Source organism: Rhizobium sp. BK098 (assembly GCF_014193155.1).
Classification (GTDB): Bacteria; Pseudomonadota; Alphaproteobacteria; order Rhizobiales; family Rhizobiaceae; genus Rhizobium.
The window spans coordinates 574833-589293 of record NZ_JACHYY010000001.1 but is presented as its reverse complement, the minus strand read 5'-3'; the positions used below and the strand labels follow the sequence as shown (position 1 = coordinate 589293).

At 59.1% G+C, this 14461-nt stretch carries 12 protein-coding genes and 1 pseudogene; 8 read left to right on the top strand and 5 right to left on the bottom strand.

All coding sequences use genetic code 11. The features are described from left to right. Window positions 1–274: 274 nt before the first annotated feature. The gene (locus FHT73_RS02850; protein ID WP_183710143.1) at window positions 275–1249 is read right to left on the bottom strand and encodes a flagellin; all 975 of its coding nucleotides are present in this window, start codon (window positions 1247–1249) and stop codon (window positions 275–277) included. A 561-nt stretch (window positions 1250–1810) separates the two neighbouring features. Here FHT73_RS02850 and FHT73_RS02845 point away from each other — a divergent pair. After that, window positions 1811–4276: a UvrD-helicase domain-containing protein gene (locus FHT73_RS02845; protein WP_183709701.1), complete on the top strand. Its 2466-nt coding sequence runs from the start codon at window positions 1811–1813 to the stop codon at window positions 4274–4276. 391 nt (window positions 4277–4667) lie between these two features. Continuing rightward, window positions 4668–4952, top strand: a pseudogene (locus FHT73_RS02840) (GIY-YIG nuclease family protein). Here the strand turns inward: FHT73_RS02840 and FHT73_RS02835 are convergent. Then, window positions 4932–5294, bottom strand: a complete 363-nt coding sequence (locus FHT73_RS02835; RefSeq protein WP_183709699.1) for a helix-turn-helix domain-containing protein — start codon at window positions 5292–5294, stop codon at window positions 4932–4934. The pseudogene FHT73_RS02840 and the gene FHT73_RS02835 overlap by 21 nt on opposite strands. Before the next feature lie 135 nt (window positions 5295–5429). Between FHT73_RS02835 and gstA the strand changes: the two genes are divergently transcribed. After that, window positions 5430–6077, top strand: a complete 648-nt coding sequence (gene gstA / locus FHT73_RS02830) for a glutathione transferase GstA (RefSeq protein ID WP_210290211.1) — start codon at window positions 5430–5432, stop codon at window positions 6075–6077. A gap of 130 nt (window positions 6078–6207) precedes the next feature. On the opposite strand, the gene FHT73_RS02825 is transcribed toward gstA, so the two are convergent. After that, entirely contained in the window at window positions 6208–6945 is a 738-nt protein-coding gene (locus FHT73_RS02825) for an SDR family oxidoreductase (RefSeq protein ID WP_183709697.1), read from the bottom strand. Between the two features lie 147 nt (window positions 6946–7092). On the opposite strand from FHT73_RS02825, the gene FHT73_RS02820 reads away from it, so the two are divergent. From FHT73_RS02820 to FHT73_RS02805, 4 genes are all read left to right on the top strand, one after another. After that, the gene (locus tag FHT73_RS02820) at window positions 7093–7707 is read left to right on the top strand and encodes a TetR/AcrR family transcriptional regulator (RefSeq protein WP_183709695.1); all 615 of its coding nucleotides are present in this window, start codon (window positions 7093–7095) and stop codon (window positions 7705–7707) included. Window positions 7708–7989: 282 nt separating this feature from the next. Then, window positions 7990–9273: a sugar MFS transporter gene (locus FHT73_RS02815; RefSeq protein ID WP_112334815.1), complete on the top strand. Its 1284-nt coding sequence runs from the start codon at window positions 7990–7992 to the stop codon at window positions 9271–9273. A 111-nt stretch (window positions 9274–9384) separates the two neighbouring features. Next, complete coding sequence (pncA, locus tag FHT73_RS02810; RefSeq protein WP_183709693.1) at window positions 9385–10008, top strand: bifunctional nicotinamidase/pyrazinamidase; 624 nt, start codon at window positions 9385–9387, stop codon at window positions 10006–10008. Window positions 10009–10088: 80 nt separating this feature from the next. Then, entirely contained in the window at window positions 10089–11174 is a 1086-nt protein-coding gene (locus FHT73_RS02805) for a glycosyltransferase family 1 protein (RefSeq protein WP_183709691.1), read from the top strand. Between the two features lie 4 nt (window positions 11175–11178). Here the strand turns inward: FHT73_RS02805 and FHT73_RS02800 are convergent, their stop codons facing one another. Together FHT73_RS02800 and gcvA are read right to left on the bottom strand one after the other, a co-directional pair. Next, the gene (locus FHT73_RS02800) at window positions 11179–12564 is read right to left on the bottom strand and encodes a hypothetical protein (protein WP_348648116.1); all 1386 of its coding nucleotides are present in this window, start codon (window positions 12562–12564) and stop codon (window positions 11179–11181) included. 168 nt (window positions 12565–12732) lie between these two features. Continuing rightward, window positions 12733–13623 carry a transcriptional regulator GcvA gene (gene gcvA / locus FHT73_RS02795; RefSeq protein WP_112334520.1) on the bottom strand — a complete coding sequence of 297 codons (891 nt, stop codon included), beginning with the start codon at window positions 13621–13623 and terminating at the stop codon, window positions 12733–12735. Between the two features lie 124 nt (window positions 13624–13747). Here gcvA and FHT73_RS02790 point away from each other — a divergent pair, with 124 nt between their 5' ends. Beyond that, window positions 13748–14452 (top strand): SDR family oxidoreductase, encoded by a 705-nt coding sequence (locus tag FHT73_RS02790; protein ID WP_112605652.1) that lies wholly within the window; start codon window positions 13748–13750, stop codon window positions 14450–14452. Window positions 14453–14461 lie beyond the last annotated feature (9 nt).

Below are 14461 nucleotides of genomic sequence, written 5' to 3'. Positions count from 1 at the left end.
AGCATTGCGGCAATATCGTGAAGAGAAATCTATGAGGCCCTTATATCTTTGGGATAGAAGCAATTTCCGCAACAATCTCTCAATATCTCGCGTGAACCATCGAATACATAATACACATTAGACCCCAGAACATTGCAAAGCCGAGCCATATCACCATCGCATTGATGCTGCCTCTGACAGCATCGCGAACACTCCAGCCAAGCGAAAAAACGGCTAAAGCCACCAAGGCAATGAGGATACGTATAACTCTGCCTCTTATGATTTTGGTTGGCTCTCAGAGATTCTGGAAAAGCTGCAAAGCCGTATTGTAGCTGGCATTGGCGATCGAGAGCGATTGCAGCCCGAGTTGCTGCTGAGCCTGCAGCGCCAGAACCTTGCTCGATTGCTGCTCCATATCGGCATCGACAAGCTTCCCGACACCGCTGGTCAGGGAATCGCTCAAATTCTTGGCGAACTCGGTCTGAAGATTGATGCGCGATTCGAGGGAGCCGAATGCGGACCCGATCGTCTTGAGCTGGTTCAACATTCCCGTCACTGTGTTGACCATGTCGGCGATGGCCCCTTGGGTCGTATTCGCATCGAGCGAGATCTCCACCTGGCCGCTCGTATTGCCGTTCTGAGTGCTGACGAGCACATAGTTCCTTGCAGCCCCGGCCTCGGTCGCGAAAGACGTCGACGTCAGCACGCCATATCCGCCGGAGCCGCTCGACTGGTCATCGATCAGATAACGCGCATCGACCGATGTGATCGGGCCGCTCGTCGAACTCACGCCTGCATAGCTCAACATGCCGATCGAAACTGTCCCGTTGCTGCCGCGGATCAGCGAGCCCGGCACTTCGTGCGGATCGATAGGATCGGCGCCATCCCGCAGCACCGTCCAGTTGACGCCATTGAAGGTCGCAGACTCTCCGATGCTACGCAGCTGCTGTTTCAGCTGCGCAATCTCGTCATTAAGCTTCGTTTTGTCGACGCTGGTCTCATAGGCGCTGACAAGCTTTGTCCTGATCTCTGTCACGACGTCGATCGCGCTGCCGACACCCGTGGAAGCCGTGCTGACGGTCGAGGCGGCGAGACCGAGCGCATCCTGAACCGACGAAATCGCACCGACGTCGGTATGCGTCAAAGTCGAGATTTTCCAGTACGTAGCATTGTCTCTCGCCGTTTGAACCCGCAGGCCCGACGACATCTGTCGTTCGGCATTACCCAGTTTGGCCTGGGTGTCCCTCAGCACTTCCAGCGCTGTATTCATAGAGGGACTGACCCTGATGAAGGTCGAAAAAATACTCACGGCACATGAACTCCGAACGCAACAATACGCAACATATACAAGGAGACATCGGAACCTTGCCGCGGGCGCTCATGCGCGCGGGCCGATCGCATCGGCAAACAGGAGCCAGGCAAAAACAACACCTGCGCTCTGGCGGTTACATATCGCCATGATTAGCAAACATGCTTAAAAATGCGCTAAGAACAACGCATAATTCACCATAATTGGGCGCGGGGGCGATAACTGGCTTAGCCCCGACGTGCTCGTCGCTATGCCGCGGCGCGACGATGGGCGAGCATTGTGTACCGCGCCGAGTCGCATCATTTCACGCGGCCGCTGCCCCCCATGAATCGACTGCTAAACCACAATTTAGATACAAACGAAGTTGTAATCTTCAGTGAGACAACGACACGTTTTATTGGCTCGCCGGCATATCCGCTCCGTGATGCAGAACGCGTATCAAGAGCTGCGAATGTGCACTTTTTGTTCTAATTTCGGCCCGTTTCTTTTGCCTTTCGAGGTAGAATCATTACATTGGGCCGCATGACCATTGGACATGACGACATTCCCTTCTTTGATGAGGAGCCGGAGCATACCGTACCGCGCCGTTCTGCGCCGGCTGCCGGCAGCATTGGCGGCGGCATCGCGGCACGCGCCATGGCGGCACGCGACAGCGGCCGCCGGCCAGATTACCTCTCGGGCCTTAATGCCGAGCAGACGGAAGCCGTGGAAACGCTCGACGGCCCCGTTCTGGTGCTTGCGGGCGCAGGCACCGGCAAGACGCGCGTGCTGACGACACGCATCGCCCATATACTCTCCACCAACCGCGCCTTCCCCAGCCAGATCCTCGCGGTCACCTTCACCAACAAGGCGGCCCGCGAGATGAAGGAACGCATCGCGCTGCTCGTCGGCGGCGCGGTCGAAGGCATGCCCTGGCTCGGCACCTTCCACTCGATCGGTGTCAAGCTGTTGCGCCGTCATGCCGAGCTGGTCGGCCTCACCTCCAGCTTCACCATTCTCGATACCGACGACGTCATCCGCCTGATCAAGCAGCTGATCCAGGCCGAAGGGTTGGACGATAAGCGCTGGCCGGCCAAACAGTTCGCCGGCATGATCGATACCTGGAAGAACAAGGGCCTCAGCCCCGCTGATATTCCGGAAGGCGACGCGCGCGCCTTCGCCAACGGCAAGGGCCGCGAACTCTATGCCGCCTATCAGAACCGCCTGAAGACGCTGAACGCCTGCGACTTCGGCGATCTTCTGCTGCATCCGATCAATATATTCAGGCAGAATCCCGATATCCTCAAGGATTATCACCAGCGCTTTCGCTACATCTTAGTCGACGAGTATCAGGACACCAACACGGCGCAGTACATGTGGCTGCGCCTGCTGGCGCAGCGGCAGAAGGGCGAGCCTCAGAATGTCTGCTGCGTCGGCGATGACGACCAGTCGATCTATGGCTGGCGCGGTGCGGAAGTAGACAATATCCTGCGCTTCGAGAAGGATTTTCCCGGCGCCAAGGTCATCAAGCTGGAGCGCAACTATCGCTCCACCGAACATATTCTCGGCGCTGCCGCGCATCTGATCGCCCATAATGAAGGCCGGCTCGGCAAGACGCTGTTCACCGACCGCTCCGACCCCGACGATATAAAGGTGCAGGTGCACGCCTCCTGGGATTCCGAGGAGGAAGCGCGCGCTATCGGTGAAGAGATCGAGCAGTTGCAGCGCAACAAGCACAATCTCAACGACATCGCCATCCTCGTGCGCGCCTCCTTCCAGATGCGCGAGTTCGAAGACCGTTTCGTCACGCTCGGCCTGAACTATCGCGTCGTCGGCGGCCCTCGCTTCTACGAGCGCCTCGAAATCCGCGATGCCATGGCCTATTTCCGCCTCGTCTGCCAACCGGCCGACGATCTCGCCTTCGAGCGCATCATCAACACGCCGAAGCGCGGCCTTGGCGACACCACCGTGCGTGCGCTGCATGACTACGCCCGCGTGCGCGATATCCCGATGCTGGCGGCAGCGACCGACATCATCGAGACGGATGAGATGAAGCCGAAGGCGCGCAAGGCGCTGTTCGACGTCGTGCAGTCCTTCCGCCGCTGGCAGGGCCTGCTCGAAAACACGCCGCATACCGATCTTGCCGAGCAGATCCTCGAAGAGTCCGGCTATACGGACATGTGGAAGAACGACAAATCGGCGGAAGCGCCGGGGCGCCTGGAAAACCTGAAAGAACTCATCCGCTCTATGGACGGCTTCGAGTCCATGCGCGGCTTCCTTGAACACGTCGCCCTCGTCATGGATGCCGAGCAGAACGAGAATCTCGACGCCGTCTCCATCATGACGCTGCACTCCGCCAAGGGTCTGGAGTTCGACACGGTGTTCCTGCCCGGCTGGGAGGAAGGCCTGTTTCCGCATCAGCGCTCGCTCGACGAAAGCGGCCGCGCCGGTCTCGAGGAAGAGCGCCGCCTCGCTTATGTCGGCATCACCCGCGCCAAGCGCCGCTGCCACATCTGGTTCGTCTCCAACCGCCGCATCCACGGCCTCTGGCAATCCACAATCCCCTCGCGCTTCCTCGACGAACTGCCGGAAACCCATGTTCAGGTCGCCGAAGTCGAGCAGTCCTATGGCGGATATGGCCGCGGCGGCTACGGCCAGTCCCGCTTCGACAAGGCAGATCCCTTCGCCAACACCTATTCGACACCCGGCTGGAAGCGCGCCCAGGCAAACCGCAACGATGCAACCCGCGACAACTGGGGCAGCCGCTCCGGCCACGCCGTCGAACGCATCAGCTACGGCGAAAGCGGCCCGAAGGTGCGCACCATCGACGGCGAACTGGTGGCCAAATCCACCTCCTCCGAACCCTCCAAATTCGCCATCGGCGACCGCGTCTTCCACATCAAATTCGGCAACGGCAACGTCTCGGAAATCGAGGGCAACAAGCTGACGATCGAATTCGACCGCGCCGGGCAGAAACGCGTGCTGGATGGGTTTGTGGAGAGGGTTTGATCGGGAGCGATTCCGGGTTTGGGGCCATAGAATCACCTGCTGATGCGGACCGCGCATATACGAGGGTCGCGATGGAACTCCTCATCTTCCTCCACTCCGTCATCCTCGGGCTTGACCCGAGGATCCATGCACAGGCTTCCCATCAAATTCGTATTGTCCATTTGAGGTACGAACGAGAGCGCGGCGTGCTTGGCGGCGACAAAGTCGTCTGACACGGCAATCAATTACGCAACAAAGAGGCTTGTGCTTGGATCCTCGGGGCAAGCCCGAGGATGACGGAGTGTGGGGTATGCCGTCGGTGGCAAATGTGAGCACGGATCCGGCATCAATAGATCATCCGTCATCCCTAGCGGCCCTTGACGACCACTACCCCAACCAGCATCCTACACGCATGGGTGGATATACCTGCATCATCACCAATCACAAGCGAGGCACGCTGTACATCGGCGTCACCGCCGATCTCGAGCGTCGCATCTACGAGCATCGCGAGGGCCTGACACCTGGCTCCGCTTGGAAATACGGGTGCACGCGGTTGGTCTGGTATGAAGACCACGTAGACATCGTTTCAGCCATACAAAAAGAAAAATCGGCGAAACGCTGGTATCGACAGTAGAAGATCGATCTAGTCAAAAACACAAATCCGGATTGGCGGGACTTATACTACGAGCTCTGGTGAAGCCTCATGCTTCCCGGTAGCCTGCGCATCCCGATCCTTCAGCCACAACCCGAATTCTTTCACTACGGCGACAACCTTCTCCAGATGTCTCCCATCCTCTGTCAGCGAATATTCGACCTTCACGGGAACCGTCGGATAGACCGTCCGCTTGATAAGACCCGCCTCCTCCAGCGCCCGCAGGTCCAGCGTCAGCATCCTCTGCGAAATGCCAGGCATCAGCCGTCGCAGTTCGTTGAAACGCTGGGGTCCATCGACCAGATAGGACACGATCAGCAGCCGCCAGCGGCCTCCCAGCAAGTGCATCGCCTCTTCCACGGAGCAACCCGTCACGGTCTTTTTCATCGCGCATACCTCATGTGCATGGCGGTATAATTTTTGTACCTAGATGTCAAACTTTTCCGTTCTTACTATTCTATACTGCAGGGATTACATGGTTCTGCGCCAGTCTTTCCAAGCGAAAGCTGGCCCTGAAACACCATGGAGACCCTCGTGAAGCTCTACTATCTGCCCGCAAGCTGCTCACTCTCGCCCCATATCGTCATCAACGAACTTGGCTTGGACGTGGACCTGATCAAGATCGATCACGCCAGCCACAAGACCGAAACCGGACTCGATTTCTACGACATCAACCCGCACGGCTATGTCCCCCTGCTCGATCTCGGCGACGGCAATCTTCTGCGCGAGGGGCCGGCGATCGTCCAATATCTGGCGGATCTGAAGCCGGAGGCAGGATTAGCAGCCGCCCCCGGCACGATGGAGCGCTACAGGCTGCAGGAAATGCTCGGCTTCTTGTCGACGGAAATCCACAAGGGGTTCATTCCGCTTCTCTATGCGCGGCTCGCGGGAAACTATGTCGAGACCGCAAGGCCGAAGCTTGAAAAACGATATCAATGGATCAATGCGCAACTCGCCGACCGTCCCTTCCTGATGGGCGACAGATTCACGGTTGCCGACGCCTATCTGTTTGCACTGACAGGATGGGGTCAGGCTCCATGGCTGAAATCCTATTACAAAGCCGGTATCCATTTCGACGGACTTCGTAATCTGGAAGCTTGGTATGGCCGCATGAGGCAACGGGAGGCCGTCCAGAAGTCCATCGCCGAGGAAGGATTGGCGTTCGACTGAGCCCCCAACGAAGCGACGGGAAAGCTATCGCGAGACACGACCGGTCTCGCGATGGCATCATTCAGTATCGCGTTATTAGGCAAGAGACGATCCTTCTGCCGCCAAGGCTTCTGCGCCTCGCTGCACGATCTCAGTTGCGCCCGCCATTCGCCCTGATGATCTGGCCGTTGACCCAACCGCTCTGCGGTCCGGCCAGAAATGATACGATCTGGGCGATATCCTCAGGCAGCCCGAGGCGTCCGAGCGGAATGTCGTTTATCAGCCGCTGGATCAGCGCCTCGGATCGCCCCTTGAACAGCAATTCGGTCGCGATCGGCCCCGGCGCGACTGCATTGACGGTGACCCCGCGCGGACCGAGCTCTTTGGCAAGAATATGGGTCATTGCCTCCACCGCCGCCTTGGTCGCCGCGTAGACGCCGTTGCCGGGGGAGTAGTGACCGATGATGCTCGTGGAGAGATTGATGATGCGGCCGCCATCGCGCACCCGCCTCGCCCCTTCTCGCATCCCGTTGAAGGTGCCAGTCAGATTGACGGCAACCTGCTGCCGAAAATCTTCATCCGAAACCTCAGCCAATGGCGAGAATTTGCTGATCCCGGCGTTGTTGACGAGTACGTCGACCTTTCCGAACTCCGCTTCGGCGCGATCGAACAATGCGGTCACGGCCGCGGGGTCGGCGACATCGGCACGGACCGCAATCGCGCGACCACCCGCCGCGGCGATACCGGCGACAACATCGCCGGCCTCTTCGGAACTCGATGCGTAATTGACGACGATCTGAAAGCCATCGTCGGCAAGCTGCTTCGCAATGGCGGCGCCAATCCCTTTGGATGCGCCGGTTACGATCGCGGTTCTAATTTCGTTGGACATGCGTCAAATCTCCTTGTCGTTCGCACAAGCGCTCTCCGTCATGCCTGGGAACTCAATCCCGGCATGTTCGCTGAAATGCTTGTTTCGTTGGGTCGCGATTTGTAATATGAGCGATAATTCGCTTTTTGCTACTCGCATTCCAGGAACATGTCCGAAAGCCCGCTCCACAGCCGCGCCATGCCGAGAAAAGCGCCGAGACAAGCCCGCTCGCTTGCAACAGTCGAAGCGATCGTGGAGGCTGCGGCTCGCATTTTGGAAGAGCGCGGCCATGAAGCCTTCTCCACCAATGCCGTCGCGGAGAAGGCTGGCGTCAGCGTCGGCTCACTCTATCAGTATTTTCCACGCAAGGATGCGCTGATCGGAGCCTTGATCCTGCGTGAGACTTCGCGCCTCGTCGCAGAAGCGGAAATTGCCGCCGACAAGACCACCGGCAGCGAGGCCCTATCGGCGCTCATCCTCCCTTGCGTCGAGCAGCAGCTTCGCCGGCCGGCACTGGCCCGCTTGCTCGATTTCGAGGAGGCGCGACTGCCGCTCGATGCCGCCACAGAAGCGGTCAAACGGCGATTCTTCGAACTCACGCGCGCAACCCTGCTGCGACCGGATTTGCCGCCGCAGGCCGATATAAAAGTGGCAAGCCGCGACGTGGTCGCCATCATCAAGGGAATGGTCGATGCCGCAGGGGACCATGGCGACACGGATAAAAACCAGCTGGCTCTGCGCGTGAAACGCGCCGTTCTTGGCTATTTGCACAGCCTCGACTGACGTCGGCAGCGGCCCCAATCGAATAGGCCGCTCAAAAGCCGTAAGGCATGGCTAGACATTCCACCCTTGCAAGTGATTGCATTGCAGCATTGCAGAATCCGCATGCCTAGCAAGCTACCAATGATAATCCAATCGATTATATCGATTAAAGCGGCTTCGGGATTCTGCGTTTCCTGCGGGGGTCTCGGCAAGCCGCTGCCAGTTTCTTCTTTCGGCCCGTTCGGGCTTTTCGTCCGGCTCGAATCTCGAAGCCTGGCAACAACAAGAACCGAGGATAAAAAAGTGGCTGGCTCAGCAACAAGCTCTGCGCCCACCAGCGCCCGTGCATCCGCACGCCAAGGCCAGGGCAACTACCAATTCGCGCTCATCGCACTCACCTCACTCTTTTTCATGTGGGGCTTCATCACTTGCCTGAACGATATTCTGGTCCCGCACCTGAAAAGCGTCTTTCAGCTCAATTACACCCAGGCAATGCTCATCCAGCTTTGCTTTTTCGGCGCATACTCCATCATATCGCTGCCTGCCGGCACGCTCGTGAAGCGCATCACCTATAAATGGGGCATCGTTGTTGGCCTCGCGATCGCGGCTGTCGGCTGCGCCCTGTTCATTCCGGCCGCCACCTACCGAGTCTACGCCCTTTTCTTGGGCGCGCTTTTCGTGCTCGCCACCGGCATCACGATCCTGCAGGTCGCCGCCAACCCCTATGTCACCGTGTTGGGACCACCGGATACGGCCGCCAGCCGTCTGAACCTGACGCAAGCATTCAACTCCCTCGGCACGACGATTGCACCTTACTTCGGCGCCATGCTTATCCTGTCCGCCGCGACCGTTGCGGCCACCAACGCGACGCCGGAACAGCTCGATGCGATGCGGCTTGCCGAGGCCGGTGCGGTCAAATTCCCCTACCTGCTTCTTGCCGCCGCATTCCTGGTGCTCGCTGCCGTCTTTGCCGCATTGAAGCTGCCCGAGGTCGAAGATGAAGAAACTGTCGAGCCGATGCGCGGCGGCGGCTCCGCCTGGCAGTACCGCCATCTCGTGCTCGGCGCTGTCGGCATCTTTGTTTATGTCGGCGCCGAAGTCAGCGTCGGCAGCTTCCTGGTGAACTTCCTGAGCCAGCCCGATATCGCCCATCTCTCCGAGTCCGATGCCGCCCACTATGTCTCCTATTTCTGGGGCGGCGCGATGGTCGGACGCTTCGTCGGCTCGGCAATCATGCGCCACATCGATGATGGCAAGGCGCTTGCGTTCAACGCCGCTATCGCGATCATCCTTCTGCTGGTGACGGTGCTGACGACAGGCCATGTCGCCATGTGGTCCGTGCTGGCGATCGGTCTGTTCAACTCCATCATGTTCCCGACGATCTTTAGCCTGGCGCTGCATGGCCTCGGCAAATATACGAGCCAAGGCTCGGGCATTCTTTGCCTTGCCATCGTCGGCGGCGCGATCCTGCCTGTTATCCAGGGCGGTCTTGCCGATACGATCGGCATCCACCTCGCCTTCCTGATGCCGATCATCTGCTATGTCTACATTGCCTTCTATGGCCTCAAGGGCCACAAGCCGGCATAAGCCTTTACAAACCATCGCGCCTCGCCGTCTTCATCGGCGAGGCGCAAAGAGCTTGATCCGAAACGCGCCGCTTGGCATCGTGCGGCGCAACAAAACGGAAGGACAGGCCTCATGAAAGCGCTGCTGCTCATCGATATCCAGAACGGCTTCTGCCCTGGCGGCAATCTTCCAGTGCCTGAGGGCGATGAGATCGTGCCCATTGCCAATGAGCTCATCGATAGCGGCAAATACGATCTCATCATCGCGTCACAGGATTGGCACCCGGCTGATCATGGCAGCTTCGCCTCCGCCCATCCCGGCAAGAAACCCTTTGAAATCGGCATGCTCTCGGGCAAGCCGCAGATGATGTGGCCCGATCACTGCGTTCAGAATACAGAAGACGCCGCGCTCCATCCCGACCTTCATCTGACCTCCGTCGATTTCATCCAGCAGAAAGGCCAGAACCCTGCAGTCGACAGCTATTCCGCCTTCCGTGACAACGATCAGGCAGCCCTCACCGGGCTGGCCGCCTATCTGCGCAACAAAGGCGTCACCGAACTCGATCTTTGCGGCCTGGCGACCGATTACTGCGTGAAATTCTCGGCACTCGATGCCGTTGAAATGCTGCCTGGCGTTACCGTCCGCTTCATCGAAGATGCCAGCCGAGGCATCGATCCCGCCGGCGTCAAATCGGCAATCGACGAGATGCGAGCCCGTGGTGTTGCCGTGATCAGCAGCAAGGATGCGCTTGCGTAAAATCGCGCAAGTCCAGCTAAACCTTCTCTAAACAAAATGATGCAAGCTGTTCCCGATCAATGAAATATCGGGTTTTGCGCGTGCAATCTATTGTCATCAACGGGCGTTTCCTCGGCCAGCCCCTTTCGGGCGTGCAGCGCTTTGCGCGGGAGCTCACCTTGGCACTTGATCGCAAGATTTCCGCAGGCTCCCTGCCAGCCTCTCTGAAAGGCGTGCGCTGGCGGTTGGCCGTACCGCGCAATACGCCTATCGATCTCAAGCTCTCCGCCATCGAGATCGACGAATTCGGCTCCGGTCCCGGTCATGTCTGGGAGCAGACGTCGCTGCTTTCGCGCTCGCTCGGCAGCCGCCTGATCGGCTTCGGCGGCAGCGGCCCGCTCCTGCATCGCCGCCAGGCTGTCGTCATTCATGACGTGACGATCTTCCGCCATCCGCAGTCCTTCAAGCGCAGCTATCGCCTGCTGCATGGCGCCCTTGGAACCGTGCTGACACGCACCGCCAAGATCGGCACCGTCTCGGAGTTCTCGCGGCAGGAGCTCGCCTCCGTCTTCCGGGTGCCATCGAGTAGTATCGACGTCGTCTACAATGCCGTTGATCACTATGCCGCCATCGAGCCGGATGAGGCCGTCATGCTGCGGCTTGGCCTGAAGACGAACGGCTTCTTCCTGCTTGTGGGAACGATGAAACCCAACAAGAACCTCGATTTCGCGATCCGCGCTTTCGAGGCGCTCAAGGATACCAATCAGAAGCTCGTCGTCGTGGGCGGCTCCGCGCCAACCGTGTTCAAATCGGACAGCCAGCAATCAAACGACAGCCTGCTCTTCCCCGGCCGGCTCGCCGACGCGGAAATCGCCGCGCTGGAGCGCCATGCCACGGCTTTCGTTTTCCCGAGCCTCTATGAAGGTTTCGGCATTCCGCCATTGGAAGCAATGACCCAGGGCTGCCCGGTACTTGCGGCCGATATCCCTGCTGTGCGCGAAGCATCGGACGATGCCGCACTCTATTTCGATCCGTTCCGACAGGACGAACTCGTCGATGCCATGCGCAGGATCGTGACGGATGAGACGCTCCGCGAAGATCTGCGCCGGCGCGGCTACGAGAACATCAAGCGCTTTTCATGGGACGGCAGCGCGGATCGCGTACTCTCCATGCTCGAAGCACTTTGAGAGCTTATGGCCGCACTTGCCGCTGGAACATAATGACGAAATAGCTATAGAGGCCGAGCAGACAGAAAAGCGCGCCGCCAACCACGCCCCCGGCCACGAATATCCATAGCGAGTACCCAAAGCCGATCGTCGCCAGCACCGGCAGGGCGAGCCCGATGGCGGACAGGATAACGGGCGGCCAGACGAAATCGAAGGCAAGGGACATCATCACCTTCACACCGATCGCCATGGCGCACAGCGCGCCGATCATGCCACCGGCCATAAGCGCAGCATCATTATAAGAGCCGAGATAGCCGCCGATGATCGTGCCCGCATTCAGCAATACGCAATCCAGTGCCGCGAGCAGAAAGATCGTCAGCAACCGGTGCTGTAGATGCGCAGGGGTGGGCAGCATATTGGCCGTCAGCGCACGGCATGTCGCAAGGCCGATGACAAAGGGGGCGACGGCAAGAAACTCCTTGCGCAAACCAGCCGCGATGACCAATTGGCCGACCGGCTGCAATAGCGCGAAAATGCCGGCGGCCGTCATCAGCGTCAGACCGGTCAGCAGCGAATAATATTCTCCAAGCTGCTTGGTAAAGGCGGGCGTCGATCCATCGCGATCATAGGTCGTGACGACATCGGGATATTGTATGGCCTGCAGCGCAGAGACGATCAGGATGAAGGGTCGCTGCAGCAGATCAAGCGCCAGAAGTGCACCGGCAGCGCCACCCGCTCCCAACATGGCCGTAAGGATGGACTTCAATCCCAGCGGCGTCAGCATGCCGATAACGGAGGCGCTCGCAGCGACGCTGCCATAGACGAAATGCTTGCGAACCCGCGCCTTCTCGAACGAGGCCGCCTCGTGCAGGCTATTGCGGGTCAGAAATGCGGCAAGGAGCCCATAGGCAAGATAGCCGGCCATCAGACCGGCGACGGTCCATGTGAAGGTCGGGGCAATCGCCGCGCCCGCAAGCGTACCGATCGCCAAAATCGTCGCACGCGAACCCTGCAGCCGCGAAAAGACGCGAAATTCCTGACGAAAGCGCAGCATGGTAAGATGCAGGTCGCTGCCACCCTGGAAGATCGCAACCAGGCCGCCAAGCACGGCAATCTCTGCAGAGACAGAAAAGAAGATCGAGACGGAAGCGGCGATCAGGCAGATTGCCGAGCATGCCGCGAATTCTACCGTCAGCGCCTTGCGCTCCAGCGCCTCGCTCCCAGGCCCCTGCCCCGGATAGAAGCGGCTGCAGGCAAAGCGAACCCATTCGAAGCAGAGAATCGCCGCAAACTGGCTGATCGAGATGAACAGCGAATAGGCCGCATAATCCGCTGGCATCAGCAGATGCGCCACAGCGATCAGCAGCCCGAAAGCCACCGCAGCCTGATAGAAATATGCAGCCAATGCCACGATCTTCGCCATGGCTGCAGATAACAGGAAAAGATTGAGGAAAGCGCTAACCCCGGAAGGACAATTGCAGCATTCGACAGCGCGACCGCGCCTGATGGGCCGCCTTCGAAAACCGGGGGCATTTCATTCCTGAAAAACCTGCTCGCAACATTAGGCGAGCGGTATCCCCTATTTCCTGCTCGCTTCTCCTCTCATCCAGGCGATAACCGTCTCAAGGGCTGCGGATTTGCGATAGCGCGGCCAGACGAGATAGAAGTCGGATGGACCACTTAGCGACCCCTGGATAACCTGCGTCAAGCGACCTTCCGCCATATCTCGCGCCACGAAATCGCGGTTGGCAAGAACGATTCCCTGCCCGGCGATCGCCGCCTCGATCGCATGCGATGTCTGGTTGAAGCTGATCCCTTTATAGGAGGCGTGAGCCGCCCGCCCGAAATGCTTGTCGATGAATTCGGGCCAGGAATTATGGGCATCATGAAGAAGCGCGTAATCGACAAGCTCTTCCGCGGTCCTCGGCGGCTTTCGGTCCTGCAGCAATGCCGGGCTGCAAACGGCAATGATCTCTTGCTCGAAGAGCAGTTCAGTCGCCAGCCCCGGCCCGAAAGGTGGTCGCCCGTAGCGGACTGCAAGATCCACTCCATCAGCCTGGAAGCCTGACATGCGTTCCGTTGCAAGGATATGAAGATCGAGATCGGGATGACGAGCAGTAAAATCCGGCAGGCGCGGAATCAGCCATTTCGATGCGAATGTCGGCGTGGTGCTGATGGTGAGCCTGACGGGCTGCGGCCTGAGATCGCCGGTCGCCTGCGCGATAATTTCAAAGGCACGCCTGATATCGGCTATATAGGCCCGTCCCTCGCCCGTTAGCGCCAAAGTCCGCGGCATTCGCTCGAACAGCTTTACGCCAAGCTCGGCTTCCAGCCCGCGCACCTGCTGCGCTACGGCGCCCTGCGTAACCCTAAGCTCCTCGGCCGCGAGCCTGAAGCTGCGATGGCGCGCGGCCACTTCGAATGCCTTCAGACCGTTCAGCGAGGGAAGTTTACTGGGTGAACCATTCATGCGATAGTTTTTCTACTGGCAAACAGGAGTTTATCTGCTTCGCTCTCGCGCGAAGACGATGATATTTCATCGATAATTTCGAGGCAATCAGTTCTAGCAGAACAAGATGAAGGAGGAACCGAAAATGTCGATAGAAAAAGTGGCAGTGATCACGGCGGGCGGCAGCGGCATGGGCGCCGAAAGCGCCAGACGGCTTGCCGCCGATGGCTTCCATGTCGCCATCCTCTCCTCCTCCGGAAAGGGTGAGGCACTGGCTCAGGAACTTGGCGGCATCGGCGTTACCGGGTCCAATCAGTCGAATGACGATCTCAAGCGCCTGGTCGATGCGACGATGGAAAAATGGGGGCGGATCGATGTGCTCGTCAACAGCGCCGGCCATGGTCCGCGCGCCCCTATCCTGGAGATCACCGACGAGCAATGGCACACCGGCCTCGACGTCTATCTGATGAACGTCATTCGCTCGGTCCGTCTCATCGCTCCTATCATGCAGAAGCAGAAATCCGGCTCGATCATCAACATCTCCACGGCATGGGTATTCGAGCCATCGGCAATGTTCCCGACATCGGCGGTATTCCGGGCGGGCCTTGCCTCCTACACGAAGATCTTTGCCGATACCTACGCCGCCGACAATGTGCGGATGAACAATGTCCTGCCCGGCTGGATCGACAGCCTGCCGGCGACCGAAGAGCGCCGTGACAGCGTGCCGATGCAGCGTTATGGCACCAGCGCCGAGATCGCCGCCACCGTCGCCTTTCTGGCCTCCGATGGCGCTGGGTATATCACCGGCCAAAACCTCAAAGTCGATGGCGGCCTGACCCGCTCGGTCTAGCCTCTGCAA

Coding starts and splice junctions, on each gene's coding strand:
- FHT73_RS02850 (WP_183710143.1), bottom strand. CDS start 1,249: ATGAATACAGCGCTGGAAGTGCTGAGGGACACCCAGGCCAAACTGGGT.
- FHT73_RS02845 (WP_183709701.1), top strand. CDS start 1,811: ATGACCATTGGACATGACGACATTCCCTTCTTTGATGAGGAGCCGGAG.
- FHT73_RS02835 (WP_183709699.1), bottom strand. CDS start 5,294: ATGAAAAAGACCGTGACGGGTTGCTCCGTGGAAGAGGCGATGCACTTG.
- gstA (WP_210290211.1), top strand. CDS start 5,430: ATGGAGACCCTCGTGAAGCTCTACTATCTGCCCGCAAGCTGCTCACTC.
- FHT73_RS02825 (WP_183709697.1), bottom strand. CDS start 6,945: ATGTCCAACGAAATTAGAACCGCGATCGTAACCGGCGCATCCAAAGGG.
- FHT73_RS02820 (WP_183709695.1), top strand. CDS start 7,093: ATGTCCGAAAGCCCGCTCCACAGCCGCGCCATGCCGAGAAAAGCGCCG.
- pncA (WP_183709693.1), top strand. CDS start 9,385: ATGAAAGCGCTGCTGCTCATCGATATCCAGAACGGCTTCTGCCCTGGC.
- gcvA (WP_112334520.1), bottom strand. CDS start 13,623: ATGAATGGTTCACCCAGTAAACTTCCCTCGCTGAACGGTCTGAAGGCA.
- FHT73_RS02790 (WP_112605652.1), top strand. CDS start 13,748: ATGTCGATAGAAAAAGTGGCAGTGATCACGGCGGGCGGCAGCGGCATG.